Origin of the sequence: Baekduia sp. (assembly GCF_035685985.1) — a bacterium.
Classification (GTDB): domain Bacteria; phylum Actinomycetota; class Thermoleophilia; order Solirubrobacterales; family Solirubrobacteraceae; genus Baekduia.
The window spans coordinates 35,916-53,163 of the sequence record NZ_DASRZV010000025.1; the positions used below are offsets into that span (position 1 = coordinate 35,916).

At 73.2% G+C, this 17,248-nt stretch carries 15 protein-coding genes; 5 read left to right on the forward strand and 10 right to left on the reverse strand.

All coding sequences use genetic code 11. The annotated features are described in order from the left end of the window. Positions 1-2: 2 nt before the first annotated feature. Positions 3-959: a hypothetical protein gene (locus VFG42_RS15755; RefSeq protein WP_324909709.1), complete on the reverse strand. Its 957-nt coding sequence runs from the start codon at positions 957-959 to the stop codon at positions 3-5. 117 nt (positions 960-1,076) lie between these two features. On the opposite strand from VFG42_RS15755, the gene VFG42_RS15760 reads away from it, so the two are divergent. After that, positions 1,077-2,030 carry a glycosyltransferase family 2 protein gene (locus VFG42_RS15760; RefSeq protein ID WP_324909710.1) on the forward strand — a complete coding sequence of 318 codons (954 nt, stop codon included), beginning with the start codon at positions 1,077-1,079 and terminating at the stop codon, positions 2,028-2,030. After that, complete coding sequence (locus VFG42_RS15765) at positions 2,027-3,226, forward strand: glycosyltransferase family 4 protein (RefSeq protein ID WP_324909711.1); 1,200 nt, start codon at positions 2,027-2,029, stop codon at positions 3,224-3,226. Before VFG42_RS15760 ends, VFG42_RS15765 begins: the two co-directional genes overlap by 4 nt. On the opposite strand, the gene VFG42_RS15770 is transcribed toward VFG42_RS15765, so the two are convergent. Then, positions 3,223-4,038, reverse strand: coding sequence for an FkbM family methyltransferase (locus VFG42_RS15770; protein ID WP_324909713.1), 816 nt, complete (start codon positions 4,036-4,038; stop codon positions 3,223-3,225). The genes VFG42_RS15765 and VFG42_RS15770 overlap by 4 nt on opposite strands. 84 nt (positions 4,039-4,122) lie before the next feature. Here VFG42_RS15770 and VFG42_RS15775 point away from each other — a divergent pair, with 84 nt between their 5' ends. From VFG42_RS15775 to VFG42_RS15785, 3 genes are all read left to right on the forward strand, one after another. Continuing rightward, positions 4,123-5,262 carry a hypothetical protein gene (locus VFG42_RS15775; protein ID WP_324909714.1) on the forward strand — a complete coding sequence of 380 codons (1,140 nt, stop codon included), beginning with the start codon at positions 4,123-4,125 and terminating at the stop codon, positions 5,260-5,262. 337 nt (positions 5,263-5,599) lie between these two features. Next, positions 5,600-8,551: an Ig-like domain-containing protein gene (locus VFG42_RS15780; RefSeq protein ID WP_324909715.1), complete on the forward strand. Its 2,952-nt coding sequence runs from the start codon at positions 5,600-5,602 to the stop codon at positions 8,549-8,551. Between the two features lie 199 nt (positions 8,552-8,750). Beyond that, a complete protein-coding gene (locus tag VFG42_RS15785) occupies positions 8,751-10,430 on the forward strand; it encodes a right-handed parallel beta-helix repeat-containing protein (protein WP_324909716.1) in 1,680 nt (559 codons plus the stop codon). Positions 10,431-10,502: 72 nt separating this feature from the next. Here the strand turns inward: VFG42_RS15785 and VFG42_RS15790 are convergent, their stop codons facing one another. The 8 genes from VFG42_RS15790 to VFG42_RS15825 form a co-directional block, all read right to left on the reverse strand. Then, positions 10,503-11,588 (reverse strand): Gfo/Idh/MocA family oxidoreductase, encoded by a 1,086-nt coding sequence (locus VFG42_RS15790; protein WP_324909717.1) that lies wholly within the window; start codon positions 11,586-11,588, stop codon positions 10,503-10,505. A gap of 17 nt (positions 11,589-11,605) precedes the next feature. Further along, a complete protein-coding gene (locus VFG42_RS15795) occupies positions 11,606-12,745 on the reverse strand; it encodes a DegT/DnrJ/EryC1/StrS family aminotransferase (RefSeq protein ID WP_324909718.1) in 1,140 nt (379 codons plus the stop codon). After that, on the reverse strand, positions 12,742-13,410 hold the full coding sequence (locus VFG42_RS15800) for a sigma-70 family RNA polymerase sigma factor (RefSeq protein WP_324909719.1): 669 nt from the start codon (positions 13,408-13,410) through the stop codon (positions 12,742-12,744). Before VFG42_RS15800 ends, VFG42_RS15795 begins: the two co-directional genes overlap by 4 nt. Next, complete coding sequence (locus tag VFG42_RS15805) at positions 13,407-14,054, reverse strand: response regulator transcription factor (RefSeq protein WP_324909720.1); 648 nt, start codon at positions 14,052-14,054, stop codon at positions 13,407-13,409. The genes VFG42_RS15800 and VFG42_RS15805 overlap by 4 nt, the downstream gene beginning before the upstream one ends. Positions 14,055-14,399: 345 nt before the next feature. Continuing rightward, positions 14,400-15,062 carry a response regulator transcription factor gene (locus VFG42_RS15810; protein ID WP_324909721.1) on the reverse strand — a complete coding sequence of 221 codons (663 nt, stop codon included), beginning with the start codon at positions 15,060-15,062 and terminating at the stop codon, positions 14,400-14,402. 51 nt (positions 15,063-15,113) lie between these two features. Continuing rightward, on the reverse strand, positions 15,114-15,506 hold the full coding sequence (locus VFG42_RS15815; RefSeq protein WP_324909723.1) for a response regulator: 393 nt from the start codon (positions 15,504-15,506) through the stop codon (positions 15,114-15,116). Continuing rightward, a complete protein-coding gene (locus VFG42_RS15820) occupies positions 15,503-16,261 on the reverse strand; it encodes a HAMP domain-containing sensor histidine kinase (RefSeq protein ID WP_324909724.1) in 759 nt (252 codons plus the stop codon). The genes VFG42_RS15815 and VFG42_RS15820 overlap by 4 nt, the downstream gene beginning before the upstream one ends. After that, positions 16,258-16,956 (reverse strand): response regulator transcription factor, encoded by a 699-nt coding sequence (locus VFG42_RS15825; RefSeq protein ID WP_324909725.1) that lies wholly within the window; start codon positions 16,954-16,956, stop codon positions 16,258-16,260. Before VFG42_RS15825 ends, VFG42_RS15820 begins: the two co-directional genes overlap by 4 nt. Between the last annotated feature and the right edge of the window lie 292 nt (positions 16,957-17,248).

Here is a 17,248-nt window from a genome sequence, read left to right on the forward strand (position 1 = left end):
GCTCAGCGGGAGGGCTCGGGGGCCGTCGGCCCCAGCGGCGGGCGGTCGGCGTCGGGCCGCCGCGCCCACTGGGGCGTGTCGTCGTCGCGGCGGGCCGCGTCGGCGGCGGGGTCGGCGGCCGTCGCCTGGGCGACCGCGGCGCCCGCCGCGCCCGCGCCCGCGCCGGCCCCCGCGTCGCGGCCGCCCTGCTCGCGCTCCTTCTCGGCGCGCTCGGCGGCGGCCGCCTCGCGCAGGCCGCGGGCGATGCCGGGCAGGATGATGATCAAGCCGCAGAAGAACGCCAACAAGAAGAAGGCGAGCGCGACCCCGTAGGCCTTGCGCGGGCCGCGGACCGACACGCCGACCTCCGGCGTGCCGAGCGTGCGCAGGACGAGCCGGCGCTTCTCGGGCACCTGCTGGGTCTTGACGACCGTCGCCAGGTAGTCCTGCAGGCCCGCGGCGGCGCCGTTGGCCAGCCGGACCGCGCCCTCCTCGGTGGGCGCCTGGGTGTCGATCGAGATCACCGGCAGCGTCTCGTCGGTCCGGATCGAGATGATGTTCGCGCGGCGCCCGCTGGCGACCGCGTCCTTCGTCCCCGACACCGCCGACCCCGTCGACGGACCCGCCCCGGCGCCGGCCTGCGGGCCGATGACCGTCAGCTCGTCGGCCGGGATCCCGACGCGCGTGGCGATCGCGTTCTTGATCGGGCTCGTCGAGATGAGGCTGGCCAGCAGCGACGCGCGCGTGCCGACCGCGTCGGCGCCGCTCGGGTCGAGGTCGATGACCTGGGAGTCCGGCGTGTCGACGAGGACGTTGACGGTCCCGAGCGCGACGTCGTACTGGCGGCTCTCCAGCTTCGGCGGGAGGCCCGGCGTGACGCGGTAGGCGACCACGAGGCCGGCGGCGACGGCCACGAGCGTCGCCAGGACGACGAAGAGGCGGCCGCGCCAGAGGGCGCGCAGGGTGGTGATCAGGTCCATGAGAGGCGGGCTCGCTGAGTCGGGGCGTGCTGAGGTACTCCTGGACCAACGGCCATGCCGCGCTCGGGCTTTCGCGCGGGCGGAAGATCTTCGCGAGCCGTCGCGTTGAGTTGGCACATGGCCGATCTGGCGATCATCGTAGTCTCCCACAACAGCCGGTCGTGGCTGGGGCCCTGCCTCTCCTCGCTGGCGGCCCACGCCGACGGCCTCCAGCTCGACGTCGTCGTCGTCGACAACGGCTCGACCGACGGCTCGGCCGAGTACGTCGCCGAGCACCACCCCGAGGTCCGCGTGCTGCGCCGCGCCAACCGCGGCTTCGCCTACGGCAACAACGAGGGCCTGCGCACCGTCGACGCGCCGTACGCGCTGCTGCTCAACCCCGACACCGAGCTGCTCGACGGCCGCCTCGCCGACGTCATCGCCGTGCTGGAGGCCCAGCCCGACGTCGGCGTCGCGGGCGTGCGCCAGGTCACCGCCGACGGCACGCTGTGGCCGACGATCCGCTACTTCCCCACGCCGCTGCGCGCCGCCTGCCAGGCGCTGGGCTCCGAGCGCTGGCCGGCGCGCCGCCGCTGGATGGGCGAGCGCGAGCTGGATCTCGACAGCTACACGCGCCAGACCGACTGCGACTGGACGTCCGGCTCGTTCCTGCTCGCCCGACGCGAGGCGCTGCTGGCCGCCGGCCTGCTCGACGAGCGCTTCTTCCTCTTCTCCGAGGAGACCGACCTGTGCCTGCGCATCCGCCAGGCGGGCTGGCGCGTCGTGCACGTCCCGGACATGACGATCCTGCACCACGCCGGCAAGGCCGGCGTCTCGGCGCGCCTGGTCGCGCAGGACGCCTTCACCCGCCGCCAGTACGCGCGCAAGCACTTCACGCCCCCGCGCCGCGCCCTGTACCTGTCGGCGCTGGGGACCGGGCACCTGCTCCGCGCGGTCGCGCCGGGCTCCGGCGGCGGGGAGCGCCGCGACGCCGCCCGCCTCGCGCTGGCCACGCTCTGGGGCCGCACGCCGCCGCCGTTCGTGGCGCCGCCGCCGACCGCCGTCCACGTCCACCCGCCCGACCGCGCATGACCGAGACGACCCCGACCTCCGCCGCGACCCCGACGATCGCCGTCGCCTTCCCCGGCGACCCGCGCCATCCGACGACCTGGTCGGGCACGCCCTCGGGCGTCGTCCGCGGGCTGGAGGCCTCCGGCGCCGCGGTCCGCTCGCTGCGCGCCGAGCCGCACCCCGCCGTCGACGCCCTCGCCATGCACGCGCTGTCCTTCGCGCGCCTGCACCGCGCCGACCGCTCCGGCGGCGTCGTGGCCGCGATCAAGTCCAGCCGCCGCTCGGCGCGGCTGAGCCCCGAGCTGGGCCGCCTGCAGACCGTCGCCGCCCGCCACCGGCTCAGCGCCCTGGGCCGGGTCGACGGCATCGTCCAGATCGGCACCGGCTACGCGCTGGCGCCCGACGCGCCGCTGGCGACCTTCGAGGACATGACGGTCGCCCAGGTCCTCGAGGCGCCCTATCCGGCGTGGAAGGGCCTGCCGGCCTCGGCCGTCCAGGCGCGGATCGACGCCCAGCGCCGCGCCTACGAGCGCGCCGACGCCTGCTGCACCACGACCGGCTGGGTCGCCGACTCGATCGTCCGCGACTACGGCATCCCGCGCGCGAAGGTCCACGTCGTCGGCGTCGGGCGCAACCGCGAGACGACCGACGTCGCCGACCGCGACTGGAGCGTTCCGCGCTTCCTGTTCGTCGGCGTGGAGTGGGAGCGCAAGAACGGCGACGGCGTCCTGCGCGCGTTCGCCCGGCTGCGGGCCGAGATCCCCGAGGCGCGGCTGGACCTCGTCGGCCGCCACCCGGCCGTCGACGACCTCGAGCACGTGACCGGCCACGGCGTGCTGGCGCTCAACGACCCTGAGCAGCAGAAGCAGCTCGCCGCGCTGAACGCCCGCGCCACCGTCTTCGTCATGCCCTCCCACCAGGAGGCCTCGGCGCTGGCCTACACCGAGGCGGGCGCGGGCGGACTGCCCAGCATCGGCTCGCGCGTCGGCGGCTCGGCCGAGCTGATCGGCGACGGCGGGCTGGTCGTCGACCCCTCCGACGACGACGCGCTGCTGGACGCGATGCGCACGCTCTCGGATCCCGCGACCGCGCGGCGCCTCGGCGCGCTCGCGCGCGCGCAGGCCGAGAAGTACACGTGGAACGCGGTCGGCGGCCGGCTGCTGCGGGCGCTCGCCCCGGCGGGCGTCGCGGCCGACGACCTCCCGGCGTTCCTCTAGGCCGCCGGGCGGCCGGTCGCGACGAAATGGCTCGGCGGATCCTCCAGGAACTCCACCTCGAAGCCGGCGAAGGCCCGGTCCAGGACGGCCTGCCCCTCGTCGGTCGGGTCGTGGAGCTCGCCGATGACGACGCCCGCGACGTCGGCCAGCTGGACCGCGGGCAGGATCTCCCACTCCGCGCCCTCGACGTCGAGCTTGAGCAGGTCGACGCGCTCCAGCGACGCGCGCCCGAGCAGCGTGCCGAGCGACACGACCTCGACGTCGATCCACTGGCCGCCGGCCCGGACCTGGTCGCCGACCAGCGACGACGACCACGCCGCGTTGGACTGGTAGAAGGGACGCCGCTCGTCGGTGCCGCCGACCGCGACCTGGTGCAGGACGACGTCGCTGAGCCCCGCGGCGTTGGCGGTCAGCGTGCGGAACGCGATCGGGTCGGGCTCGGCGACGTGGATGCGCGCCTTCGGATGCAGCGCCTTGAAGTAGGCCATCGACGCGCCGCAGTTGCCGCCGAGGTCGAGGATCGTGTCGGCCTCCACGCCGGCGACGCGCGCGTAGGTGCCCGAGACGAAGACCTCGTGGACGGCCTCCAGGTCGGTGTAGTTGCCCAGCCGCAGCGTGAGCGGCCCGCGCGGGCCCCGCAGGCGGACGGTGACCAGCGGCCCCTCGCGGCGCCCGCGGCGCTTGCGGATCCAGAGCCGGGCCGTGGCGACGATCAGCCCGGCGCGGGCGACGTGGTCCGGCGCCAGGCGGGCGAGATCCCGCAACTGGCCGAAGAAGTGCCCTGGGTTGATTGGAGGAGCGATCGACGCCATTGCGCAAGGCTAGCCGTCCAGCGTTCGGGAAGTCCAGCCAAGCTGCGCATCAACGCTGCGCTCTGCGCGATCCTCGCGATGGGCGTGCTCGCGCTGTCGGCCGCCGGCTGCGGCTCGGGCCACGACGAGGCCCACGGCGCGGGGCGGCCGAAGGTCGCCGAGACCCCGGCCACCCCGCGGACGCTCTCGGCGGTCTACGCCAAGGCCAAGGCCGGCGCGGTGATCCGCCTGGCCGCCGGCGACTACGGCGAGTTCGACGGCGGGCCGCGCGCGTCGGGCGGCGCGGGAGCGCCGGTGGTCGTCCGCGGGCCGGTCAGCGGCACCGCGACGATGTCGCTGAGGCTCACCGGCCGCCAGAACCTCGTCCTCGACCACCTGCGGATCCCCGAGGCCTACCTCGACGGCGCGCGCGACGTGACGATCCGCCGCTCGGCCTTCACCGGCATGACGCGCGTGGACGCCACCGAGCGCCGCGCCGGGATCCTCTTCCAGGGCAACTCCTTCGGCCCGGTCGACCCGTGCGCGGAGTGCTTCGAGGGCCGCCTGACGATCAAGGGCGACGGGCACCCCGACGGCGTGCCGGTCGGCGTGACGATCGCCGGCAACCGCTTCGGCCCCGGCGGCACCGCCGACGGCATCCAGGTCATCGGCACCCCCTACGGCCTGCGCATCGGACCGGGCAACCGCTTCACCGGGCTGACGCAGTCCTCGGCCCAGGGCGCGGTGCACACCGACCCGATCCAGCTCTACGGCTCCAGCCACACGGTCATCACCGGCAACTTCCTGCACGGCAACGCGACCGGGATCATGGCCCCCGACGGGACCGACCACGACATCATCACCAACAACGTGATCGACACGCCGGGCTACGCGTGGCCGATCGTCCTCGGCGGCGCCGTCGGCACGGTCGTCCGGCACAACACGCTGCCGGGCGGCGCGATCGAGGTCGGCGTCGACAACCACGGCAAGCCGAGCCGCGACGTCGTCGTCCGTGACAACGTCGCCCGCGCGGTCGTCGACGCCAAGAACGGCCCCGGCGACGTCGCCGTCCAGGACCACAACCTGCTCGCGGCCGGCCACCGTGGACCGCTCGACCATCGTGGACGCCCGCGCTTCAGCGGTGGACGCACCCCGCGCAGCTACGCCGGCTACCGCCTCGCGCGGTCGAGCGCCGGCCGCCGCGGCGCATCCGACGGACGCGACGTCGGCATCGAAACCCGCTGAAATACTGCGCTTTCGCGGCCCGATGCTACGCACCTGTGAACCAGGTGTGACACGTCGGGGACCGGTTCGTGAAGATGACTCACCGCGTTTGCGGAGTCCGTTAGCGTGGGTACCAAGGCCCACGTCCGGAGGCAGGGGCCGACATTCGTCGGAGGCCAAGCCGGAACGCTCAACCCCGTGAGCGAAGTCGTCCGATAGGTGTCGCAGCAAGGCAGACCCCCGGTGGGGAGCGTCTTCGTTGCACCCGCAGCAAAAGCGGCGGTCCAGCCGTTGACCCCTTCCAGCTGAGGGGCGATGCGCTCTGCGCATCTTCCGTCACTGAACAAGAGGATCAAGCATGTCAAACGTTGCCCCCCAGGGTGGCTTCCGCACGCCGCTGAGCGCTTTGGCCGCGCTCATCGCGCTCGCTTTCGCGTGCGCTCTCGCGACGACCCCGGCGCGCGCCGCGGACCTGAACGCCACGACGTCCACCCTCGCGTCGGTCTACTCCTCCGCGCAGGGCGGGGACGTCATCCACCTGGCCGCCGGCAACTACGGCAACTGGAACCCCTCCAGCGGCAAGTCCTCGGTCGTGACGATCACGCCGCAGCCCGGCGCGGCCGTCACGATGAACCCGACGATCTCGGTGTCCAACATCAAGATCGACGGCCTCACGATCAACGGCGCCTACCTCAACGGCGCGAAGAACGTGACGATCGCCAACTCGACGGTCACCGCGATGATGCGCGTCGACACGCCGACGTCCGCGCCCAACGCGAACGTCCTGATCGACCACAACACGTTCTCGGGCATCAACGTGTGCTCCAGCTGCTACGAGGGCCGCCTCGCCATCCGCGGCTACCAGAACACGCAGCCCGTCGGCGTCAAGGTCACCAACAACCTCTTCGGCCCCGGCGGCGACGCCGACGGCGTCCAGATCATCGGCAACGCCTACGGCGTGCAGATCGGCCCGGGCAACGAGTTCCGCGGGCTGGCCCAGGTGTCGACCGCGCACACCGACGCCGTCCAGCTCTACGGCTCGTCGCACACGGTCATCACCGGCAACTGGATGCACGACAACGCCACCGGCATCATGGCCCCCGACGGCTCCGACCACGAGACCATCACCAACAACGTGATCTCGACCACGGGCTACCCGTGGCCGATCGTGATGGGCAACGCCGTCGGCAACACCGTCACCCACAACGTGCTCCCCGGCTCGGGCGGCACGATCGAGGTCGACAAGTCCAACGACGGCACGGCCAGCTCCGGCAACGTCATCACCGACAACGTGGTCGCCGGCGTGACCAACGCCACCGGCGGCGCCCCGCAGGGCTCGTCGGTGGACTACAACCTGATCTCCGGCAGCAAGATCGGCACCCACGACGTCAAGGGCTCGCCGACCTACGTGGGCGGCTCGTCGCCCAGCACGTTCGCCGGCTTCGCGCTGGCCTCCAACTCGGCGGGCATCGCCGGCGGCAGCGACGGCGGCGCGATCGGCGTCCGTCCCGACGACGGCGGCACGACGACCCCGCCGCCCGCCGACACGACGCCGCCGGACACGACGATCACCTCCGGCCCGACCGGCGGAGCGTCGACGACCAGCACGACGCCGGTCTTCGCGTTCACCTCCACCGAGAGCGGCTCGACCTTCGAGTGCAAGGTCGACAGCGGGTCCTGGTCCGCGTGCACGAGCCCCAAGACGCTGTCCACGCTGGCCGCCGGCAGCCACACGTTCAGCGTCCGCGCCACCGACGCCGCCGGCAACACCGATCCCACCCCCGCCACCGCCACCTTCACCGTGACGGTCACGCCGCCGGCCGACACCACGCCGCCCGACACCACGATCACCTCCGGCCCGACCGGCGGCGCGTCGACCACCAACACCAAGCCGGTCTTCGCGTTCACCTCGACCGAGAGCGGCTCGACGTTCCAGTGCAAGGTCGACAACGGCTCGTGGTCGACCTGCACGAGCCCCAAGACCCTGTCCACGCTGGCCGCCGGCAGCCACACGTTCAGCGTCCGCGCCACCGACGCCGCCGGCAACACCGACCCCACCCCCGCCACCGCCACCTTCACCGTGACGGTCGCCCCGCCCGCCGACACCACGCCACCCGACACCACGATCACCGCGTCGCCGGCGGCCCGGATCAGCGACACGACGCCGAGCTTCTCGTTCACCTCCAGCGAGAGCGGCTCGACGTTCCAGTGCAAGGTCGACAACGGCTCCTGGTCGACCTGCACGAGCCCGACGACGGTCGCCGCGCTCGCCGAGGGCAGCCACACTTTCTCGGTCCGCGCCAAGGACGCGGCGGGCAACGTCGACCCGTCGCCGGCGACGGTCTCGTTCGTGGTCGACACGACCGCGCCGACGACGACGATCACCGGGCGGCCGGACCTCGCGAGCCTGTCGGGTGACGCGACGGTCACGTTCACGGTCGACGACGCCGACGCCCGCTCGGAGTGCCAGCTGGACGGCGGCGGCTGGACGCCGTGCACGTCGCCCTACGCGGTCTCGGGCCTGCGCATCGGACAGCACACGGTCGTCGTCCGCTCCACCGACGCCGCCGGCAACCTGGAGACGCCGGGCACGAGCGTGACGTGGAACGTGCTGGCCCCGACGCTGCCGCCGGTCGACCAGCCGGCCGGTGGCGAGACCGGCACGCCGCCGGTCGTCACGGTGCCGCCGGTCGTCACGGTGCCCCCGGTCGTCACGGTGCCGCCGGTCGTCACGGACCCCGTGCCGCCGGTCACGACGCCGGTCCCGCCGGTGGTCACCACCCCGTCCCCGGCCAACCAGGCCCCGGCGGTCGCGCTGGCCCAGCCGACCGCCGGCGCGCGCTTCACCAAGACGCTGACGATGGCCGCCACGGCGACCGACGACCAGGGCGTCACGCGGGTCGAGTTCTGGATCGACGGCAAGCGCATCGCCACGGACTCCGCCGCGCCCTACAAGGTGAGCGGTTGGAAGGTGCCGTCGTCGCTGTCCTACGGCACCCACACGCTGGTGGCCCGCGCGTTCGACCGCGCCGGGCTCGCCGGGTCGGCGGCGGTGACCGTCGCGCGCGTCAAGGCGGGCGCCACGACGTCCCGCGCCGCGACGGTCGACGCGTGGCGCGCGACGTCCGCCGACTCGGGCGCGGGCACGGCCGTCCACGCCGAGGGCCCGACGCGCGCGTCGGCCAAGGTGACGGTCACCCGCTGCGCGGACCGCAAGGCCGGCGCCGTCCGCACGGTCAAGGTGCGCGCCGGCGCCGACGGGACGGTCGCCGGCGACGGCCTCTGCATCCTGTCGGTGCGCACGGCCTAGGCACGATTCCGTGCTTGAAGGTGACCGGTCCGCTCGACCGGGTAGAGTGCTGCCCGGTCGAGCACCGGCTTGGGTGCCGACGAGGAGACCTACGAGCGCGTCAGCAAGCGTCCAGCCCGGCGCGCGCACGTTCCCACGAGGCTGCCAGAACCCCGGCAGGGGGCTTGGGTGACGGCGGCCGAAAGGCAAGCCACACGCCATGCATGTTCCCTCCATTCGTGACGTCGACCGCGCGCGTCGCCGGAGCCTTCGGGCCCGGCTGATCGTCGCCTCCACCACCCTTCTCACGGCCGCCGCGCTGCCCGCCGTCGCCGCCCACGCGGCCGACCTGCAGGCGACGCCGTCGACGTTCTCGTCGGTCTTCTCCGGCGCCAAGTCCGGCGACGTCATCCACCTCGCGGCCGGCGACTACGGCACGTTCCGCGGCGGCTCCAAGTCCGGCCCGGTGACGATCACCGGCACGGGCGCGACGCTGTCGGCGAGCCTCGGCGCCTCGCAGAACCTGATCCTCGACGGCCTGACGATCCGCGACATGAGCACCAACGGGGCGCGCAACCTCGTCGTGCAGAACTCGACGTTCACCGGCGCGACCGTGATCCAGACGCCGACCAGCGCGCCCAACGCCAACATCGTCATCGATCACAACACGTTCTCGAACATCGACGTGTGCTCCAGCTGCTACGAGGGCCGGCTGGCCGTCCGCGGCTACCAGAACACCCAGCCGGTCGGGGTCACGATCTCCAACAACCTGTTCGGCCCCGGCGGCGACAGCGACGGCATCCAGATCGTCGGCGACGCCTACGGCGTGCAGATCGGCCCGGGCAACGAGTTCCGCGGGCTGGCCCAGGTGTCGACGGCGCACACCGACGCGATCCAGCTCTACGGCTCGTCGCACACGCTGATCACCGGCAACTGGATGCACGACAACGCCACCGGGATCATGGCGCCGGACGGCTCCGACCACGAGATCATCACCAACAACGTGATCTCGACGACCGGCTACCCGTGGCCGATCGTGATGGGCAACGCCGTCGGCAACACGGTCACGCACAACACGCTGCCGGGCAGCGGCGGCGCGGTCGAGGTCGACAAGTCCAACGACGGCACGGCCAGCTCCGGCAACGTCGTCACCGACAACGTGCTGGCCTCGGTCGTCAGCGCCAGCGGCGGCAAGCCGCAGGGCACGACCGTCGACTACAACTTGATCTCCGGCGGCACGCAGGGCAGCCACGACGTCAAGGGCAAGCCGACCTACGTGGGCGGCAGCGCCCCCACGACGTGGGCCGGCTTCGCGCTGACCTCGTCGTCGGCCGGCGCGGGCCAGGCCAGCGACGGCCTGGCGATGGGCATCGTCCCGGGCACCCCGCTGGGCGGTGGCCCGTCCTCCCCCGGCACGCCCGGCGCCCCGGGCGCGCCCGGCACCAACGACGGCGGCGGCGGGACGGTCGCGGGCACCACCACGCCGGGGACCGGCGGGTCGGGCGGAACCGGCGGGACGAGCGGGTCGGGCGGGTCGGGCGGGACCGACGGCGACGCGTCCGGCGACGCCTCGGCGACGGCGTCCTCCACGCGGTCGGCCGCCGGCGGCGGCGGGCCGCTGGCCATCACGCGGTCGGCGCTGTCGCAGACGCGCTTCTCCACGAAGCTGCGCTTCGCGGTCACGGTCCGCTCGCGGGTCGGCGCGGTGGACCGCGTCGCGTTCATGCTCGACGGCCGCTGGATCGCGACGGCCAAGCGGCGCCCCTACGCGTTGACCTACAAGGTGCCGCGCAACCTGCGCTACCGCGCCCACGTGCTGCGGATCAAGGCCATCGCCAAGAGCGGCACCAGCGGCTCGATCTCGGTGAAGGTCACGCGCGTCCGCCCCTTCAAGGGCTGACCGGCCGATGACGTACGACGGGCCGGCGTGCGCTCCACCGGCCCGTCAACGTCACAACGTGTCCGCGCGCGCTCAGGCGACGACGCGCTCGCCCACGGTGGCCACCGCCACCGGGTGGCCGCCGCGCATGAGCGACTCCTGCGCGGCCTCCATCGCCGCCACGACCTCGAGGCCGAGGTAGGCGTGCGAGCGCGGCGTCCGCCCCGTGCGGATGCAGTGGGCGAAGTCCTGCAGCTCCAGCGCCAGCGGCTCGGCCGGCTCCAGGCGCGGCGCGACGATGTCGCCCGACCGGTAGCTCAGCTGGTACTCGCCGAAGTTCGACGGCGTCTCGAACTCCATGCCGCGGTCGTAGACGCGGATCGCCTCGTCGCCGGCCGTGTCGTCGTACTGCACCATCCGGCGGCTGCCGACGACCGTCATCTGGCGCACCTTGCGCGGCGCCAGCCACGACAGCTCGACGTTGGCGGTCGCGCCGCCGGCGAACGTCACCGTCATGAACGCCGTCTCCGGCACGCCGGTCTGGAAGACCGAGCGGCCGTGCGCGGCAACCTGCACGATCGGCTCCTCGAACCAGTGCAGCAGGATCGACAGGTCGTGCGGCGCGAGGTCGCAGATGACGCCGTCCTTCTGGTACTTGCCCAGGTTCATCCGCGCCGACGTCACGAAGTACATGTCGCCGAGCACGTCGCGGTCGATCAGCTGGCGGACCTTCGCCACCGGCGGGCTGTAGAGGAACGTGTGGCCCGGCATCAGCAGCACGTTGCGCGTGGCGGCCGTGTCGACCAGGTCCAGCGCGTCCAGCGTGTTGGTCGCCAGCGGCTTCTCGACCAGCACGTGCTTGCCCGCCAGCAGCGCGGCCTTGCAGATCGCGTGGTGGGTGTGCGGGGGCGTCGCGACGATCAGCGCGTCGACCGTCGGATCGTCGAGGACCTCGTCGAGGTCCGCCTTGACCGGGATGCCGGGGGCCTTGGCCGAGAACGCGTGGCCGCGGTCCAGGTCACGCTCGCAGAGCGCGACCAGCTCGAACTCGGGGCGCTCGATGACGTTGCGCACGAGGTTGGGGCCCCAGTAGCCGTAGCCCACCACGACGGTGCGCAGCGGCGCCTGCGGCTCAACCGCGGGAACGTCGAGTCGGGAGGGGAACCTGCGGGTCTGCATGGTGCGTCGAGCCTCCATCAGTGGTCGCTGCCGAACGCACGCACCGCTTCGACGATGCGCGAGACGTCCTGGTCGGACATCGTGGGGAACAGCGGCAGCGTGAGGATCTCCTCCGCGAGCCGCTCGGCCACCGGAAGGCTGCCCTCGCTCATCCCGAGCTCGGCGTAGGCCTCCGTGCGGTGGATCGGGAAGGGGTAGTGAACCGCCGAGGCGATCCCGTGGGCGTCCAGGTGCCGGCGCAGCGCCTCCCGATCTGGCGTGCGCACGATGAACAGGTGGTAGACGTGGTCGCCGTCGGCCGTGGCGGGCGACGGAAGCTCCACGCTGGTGCCCTCCAGGCCCGCGCGCAGCGCGGCGCCGAGACGGCGGCGGTCGTCGTTCCAGCCGTCGAGCCTACGCAGCTTGACGCGCAGCAGGGCGGCCTGGAGGGCGTCGAGGCGGGCGGTCGTCCCGACGATCTTGTGGTGGTAGCGCGGCTGCTCGCCGTGCGAGCGCAGCAGGCGGATGCGGTCGGCCACGGCCTTGTCGGACGTGACGATCCCGCCGCCGTCGCCCCAGCCGCCAAGGTTCTTGGTGGGGTAGAACGAGAAGCAGCCGACGTCGCCGAACGTGCCGACGCGCTGCCCGCCGATGAACGCGCCGTGCGCCTGCGCGGTGTCCTCGATGACCTTCAGCCCGGCGGGCTCGGTCACCTCGAGCAAGGCCTTCATGTCGACGGTCGAGCCCATCAGGTGCACGGGGATGACCGCGCGGGTCTTGGGGCCGATGGCCTCCTCGACCGCCGCCGCGGCGATCAGGTGCGTGGCGGGGTCGACGTCGACCAGCACGGGGCGCGCTCCGGCGAGGCTGACGGCCTCGGCGGTGGCGATGAACGAGTTGGTCGGGAGGATCACCTCGTCGCCGGCGCCGATGCCCAGGCCCTTGAGGGCCAGCACGAGGGCCTCGGTGCCGGACGAGACGCCGACGGCGTAGGGCGCGCCGCAGTACTCGGCGAACTCCTGCTCGAAGGCCTCCAGCTCGGAGCCCATCGTGAAGGCGCCCTGGCGCGCGACGCGCTCGACGACCGCCAACAGCTCCTCCATGAGGGCCGGGTCGGCGGGGTCCAGCTTGGTCGTCGGGATGCGCTCGAGCGTCTGGGTGTCGTCGGTCATGGTCATGCGGCGGTCCTCACGGCGGTCGCGGTCGTCGGAGCGCAGCCGCGCTCGACCAGGGCGGTCCGCAGCGCGGCGCGGCCGCGATGGTGCAGCCCGTGCACGGACGGCTCGGTCTTGCCCATCCGGCCGGCGATCTCGGTCGGCGACAGGCCGACGAGGTGGCGCAGGACGATGACGTCGCGCTGCTCGTCGGGCAGGTCGGCGAGGGCCAGGCGCAGCTCGCGCGAGCGGTCCTCGTTGCCCTCAGGCACGCGCTCGTCGGCGCCGTAGACCTCGGCGGCCGGGACCGCGCGGCGCTTGCGCACGTGGTCGATCGCCGCGTTGTGGGCCAGGCGCAGGATCCACGCCGAGAACGGCACGGAGCGCTGCTCGTACTTGCCGATGACGACCATCAGCTTGGTGAAGACCTGCTGGGTGACGTCCTCGGCCTCGTACTCGTCGCGGACGATCGAGCGGACGTAGCCGTAGACGTTGTCGGCGTAGCGCAGGTACAGGAAGCGCACGGCCTCGCGGTCGCCCTGCTTGGCGCGCGCGACGGCGGCCGAGACCAGCGGCTTGGTCGTGGCGCTCTCGTCCAGCGACGTCTTGGCGCGGAACGAGCCCGGGGCGCGCTCGGAGTCGAGGCGGTCGGCGCGGACCTTCAGCCCGTCCTTGACGGCGACGCTCATGCGGCCACCACGGCGAGCCGGCGGTCCTGCTCGGGCGTCTCGAGCAGTCCGTGGGTGTGCGCGTAGTGCGCGGCCTCGGTGCGGTTGGCCACGCCGAGCTTGCGGTAGGTGTTGGAGAGGTGGAACTTGACCGTCTGCTCGGTCACCCACAGCTCCATCGCGACCTGGCCGTTGGAAGCGCCCGCGGCGACGAGCCGCAGGATCTCCAGCTCGCGGGTCGTCAGGTCGGAGTGGCGCGGGTCCTCGGTCGCGACGGGCCGCGGCGCGGTCAGCGGGTGGTAGACGGCGCCGAGCGCGAGCTGGCGGATCAGCTGGCCGATGCCGGCGGTGCCGACGCTCACCGACACGACGGCGTCGACGCCGCGGTCGTGGGCCTCGTGCAGCCAGGCCGTGTCCATGTCGCCGGTGAGCAGGATGATCTTGCCCTCCGTGGCGCGGCGCACGTTGGCCAGCACGCCGGCGCTGGGCGAGTGCGGCGTGTCGGCGTAGACGACGACCAGGTCGTGGTCGACGAGCGACAGCGTGTCGTCCCACGGGCGGCGGCCGTCGAGGAAGCCCACGACCCGCATGCTCGGCACGGACTGCAGGCAGCCCCGAACCGACTCCGCCGCCAACTGCCCGTCGGCGACGATCACGACGCGCATCATCGGAGATCCTCCGTGGCGTCCGTCCTGCGCCCTGCTGCAATCCCCATCATCTTCACCCCGTGCCGTCTTTGGCAGTAGTGGAGGCCGAAGCGTGCTTCCTGCACCTCTGCGGCCCTCCTTTCGGTACAGCCGAAATGCTCCGACTCGGGCCTGGTCTTTGGCAGGGGATATCCAGGTAGGCGAACCGGTGATGTTCTGCTCACCGCGTGGGGCAGATGAGCCAACGACGTGGGTGAGGTCCCTCCCCCAGGCGCCCTGGACGTGGGGCTAGGGACCCCTTTGGTGGCACGGTGCCGCTCATCCGGCGCGACCGCCCCGGAGCGGTCCCGCGGGCGACCGCTGTTAGGGCTCTTCGGGGGCCTCGCCGCCCGACGCGGCGAACGTCGCGCGGATCCCGTTGGCGATCGAGATCGCCTCGGCCTGCGAGTGCGCGCCGAGCTTGCGCAGGATGCGCTTGACGTGCGTGCGGACGGTGTCGCGCGCGAGCACGAGGTCGTCGGAGATCTGGTCGACCGAGCGCCCGGCGCAGAGCAGGTCGAGCACCTCCCACTCGCGCGGGGTGAGCTTGGAGCGCACGGGCCGCACGCCCTGGCCGCCGACGGGCAGCTGGCGCAGCGACTCGATCAGCCGCCAGGTCAGGTCGGGGCCGACGACCGGCTCGCCGGCGGCCAGCCGGCGCACCGACTCCACCACCTCCTCGACCGGCGCGCCCTTGACCTGGTGGCCGGAGGCGCCGGCGCGCAGGCCGACCATGCCGAGGTCGACGTCGTCGCTGGCGGTGAGCAGCAGGATGCGGACGCTCGGCGCCCGCGCGACGATCTGGCGCGTGGCCGAGAGGCCGTCGATGTTGGCCATGACGACGTCCATCGTCATGACGTCGGGCTTGTAGTGGGCGGCCAGCTCGATCGCGTCGCGGCCGTTGTCGGCCTCGGCGATGACGGTCAGGCCGGCCTCCTGCAGCGCCGCGCGCAGGCGTCCGCGCAGGGCCTCGTCGTCGTCGACCACGACGACGCGGGCGGGCTGCCGTGCCTGGAGTCCTCCGTTCGCGACGATCTTCTAAGTATTGCGGTCCCCGCCGCCGCGCGCGACCTCCAGGATCGACTGGCGCACGAGGGGCAGGTCGGTGGTCTTGGGGATGTGCAGCGTGACGAGGCCGGCCTCGTCGGGCACGACCAGGTCGGGCTCGAAGCCGCTGAAGGTGACGATCGGGACGCCGGTCCCCGCCACCGCGCGCAGCAGCTCGCCGGGCGGCGGGCCCGGCATCTGGAGGTCGAGGACGACGACGTCGGGGGCCAGCTCGCGCACGCCGGCCAGCACGGCCTCGCCGTCGGCGACCTCGCCGACCACGTCGATCGCGCCGTCGTCGCGCAGCAGCGCCCACCGCAGCAGCGCGCGCATCTCGGCGGCGTCGTCGGCGAGCAGGACGCGCAGCGGCGCGGCGGCGCTCATGGCCCGCCCGCCGGGGCCGCGGGCACGGCGTCGACGTCGGCGTCGGCGTCCGCGGCCGGCAGCTCGACGGTGACGATCGTCGCGCCGTCGTCGCGGACCTCCATCGCGATCCGGCCGCCCGCGCGCTCGACCAGCCGCCGCGAGAGCGGGAGGCTGACGCCCGCGCCGACCAGCGGGCCGCGGCCGCGCGGGCGCGCGAACGGCTCGAACGGGTGCGTGGACGGGTCGACCTCGCGCACGGGCGTGCCGTTGTCGTAGAGGTCGACGATCGCGTCGCCGGCCTCCACGCGGCCGGTGACGCCCAGGCGCGAGGCGCCCGCCGACAGCGCGCTGCGCAGCAGGTGCGTGAAGATCCGCTGCGCGTCGCGCTCGGGCAGCGCGACCCGCGGCAGCGGCTCGCGCTGCACGTGGACCGGGACGCGGTCCAGGAAGACGCGGAGGTCGGCGGCCGCCGCGTCGAAGGCGGCGTCGAGGTCCGAGGTCCCGGGATCCTCGGGCTCGCCGGTGGCGCGCACGATGTCGAGCAGGTCGTCGACGTAGCGCTGGGCGCGGTCCCCGCCGGCGTTCAGCGCGCGCAGGGCGTCCTGCCCGCCGGGGCCGAGGTTGACCCCGGCCTGCTGCTCCAGCACGACGGCGGCGCCGCGCATGAGCGCGATCGCCTCGCCGAGCTGGTGGGCGGCCAGGGCCGCGAAGTGCTCGAGGCCGTCCTGCCGAGCGGCGAGCGACGCCGCCGACGCAGGGTCCTCGCCGGTCATTCCTCCGCCGGGAGCCCGTCCTCGAGCATGCCCGCCCGCAGGCGCGACGCGGCGGCGACCGCGTCGCGGCGCGAACGCACCTCGAGCTTGCGCAGGACGTTCTTGACGTGCGACCGCACGGTCTCGACCGACACGACGAGGCGGTCGGCGATCTCGTCCGTGGAGAGGTCCTGGCAGAGCAGGTCCAGCACCTCCCACTCGCGCGACGTCAGCTTGCTCTGGATCGGGCGCATCCCGGCGCTGTCGGTCCGGACCATGCGGAGGTCCTCGATGAGGCGCATGGTCAGGCGGCGCGTGATGACGGCCTCGCCGTTCTTCGCGCAGCGCAGCGCGCGCGGCAGCGCGTCGATCCCCACGTTCTTGCACAGGAACCCGGAGGCCCCCGCGCGCAGCGTCATGAGCCCGACCTCGTCGTCGTCCGAGGAGGTGAGGATCACCACGCGCACGTCCGGCGCGGCGCGGCGGATCTCGCCCATCGCCGCCAGGCCGTCCATGCCGGGCATGATGAGGTCCATCACGACGACGTCGGGCGTGTAGTACGCCGTCAGCTCGACCGCCTCGCGACCGGAGCCGGCCTCGGCGATCACGGTGATGCCCGACTGCTGCAGGACGTCGCGCAGCATGCGACGAGCCAGCGGATCGTCGTCCGCCACGATGACGCGCAGCGGCGCGTCCCCGTCAACCTTGAAATCCATCCCCAATGAGCCCTTCCCGGTCTCGTCCCCAACCGGCGATCTCCGTCACCGGAGAACGATAGAAAAGAGCAAAGAGCTCACCCGCGTGGGGTATTTTTCGCCCCCCAGGCAGGAAAACGGTCAATCGTGGCGGCCCAACGCTCGCCGACCTTCGACGGGCAAAAGCGTTTTTGTGACCGCGCAGGCGGTTCCCTGGGGATTGGAGGGAACCGCCACGCGGCCACGCGCCGCCAGGCACGGACCGTCCGGTGCGTTCCCGGGCCACGCGGCGTTGCACAGTCGTGGGCTCTCC

Bases quoted from the DNA above. Each gene is read 5' to 3' on its own strand.
- VFG42_RS15755 (WP_324909709.1), bottom strand. From the start codon at position 959: ATGGACCTGATCACCACCCTGCGCGCCCTCTGGCGCGGCCGCCTCTTC.
- VFG42_RS15760 (WP_324909710.1), top strand. From the start codon at position 1,077: ATGGCCGATCTGGCGATCATCGTAGTCTCCCACAACAGCCGGTCGTGG.
- VFG42_RS15765 (WP_324909711.1), top strand. From the start codon at position 2,027: ATGACCGAGACGACCCCGACCTCCGCCGCGACCCCGACGATCGCCGTC.
- VFG42_RS15770 (WP_324909713.1), bottom strand. From the start codon at position 4,038: ATGGCGTCGATCGCTCCTCCAATCAACCCAGGGCACTTCTTCGGCCAG.
- VFG42_RS15780 (WP_324909715.1), top strand. From the start codon at position 5,600: ATGTCAAACGTTGCCCCCCAGGGTGGCTTCCGCACGCCGCTGAGCGCT.
- VFG42_RS15785 (WP_324909716.1), top strand. From the start codon at position 8,751: ATGCATGTTCCCTCCATTCGTGACGTCGACCGCGCGCGTCGCCGGAGC.
- VFG42_RS15790 (WP_324909717.1), bottom strand. From the start codon at position 11,588: ATGCAGACCCGCAGGTTCCCCTCCCGACTCGACGTTCCCGCGGTTGAG.
- VFG42_RS15795 (WP_324909718.1), bottom strand. From the start codon at position 12,745: ATGACCATGACCGACGACACCCAGACGCTCGAGCGCATCCCGACGACC.
- VFG42_RS15800 (WP_324909719.1), bottom strand. From the start codon at position 13,410: ATGAGCGTCGCCGTCAAGGACGGGCTGAAGGTCCGCGCCGACCGCCTC.
- VFG42_RS15805 (WP_324909720.1), bottom strand. From the start codon at position 14,054: ATGCGCGTCGTGATCGTCGCCGACGGGCAGTTGGCGGCGGAGTCGGTT.
- VFG42_RS15815 (WP_324909723.1), bottom strand. From the start codon at position 15,506: ATGAGCGCCGCCGCGCCGCTGCGCGTCCTGCTCGCCGACGACGCCGCC.
- VFG42_RS15820 (WP_324909724.1), bottom strand. From the start codon at position 16,261: ATGACCGGCGAGGACCCTGCGTCGGCGGCGTCGCTCGCCGCTCGGCAG.
- VFG42_RS15825 (WP_324909725.1), bottom strand. From the start codon at position 16,956: ATGGATTTCAAGGTTGACGGGGACGCGCCGCTGCGCGTCATCGTGGCG.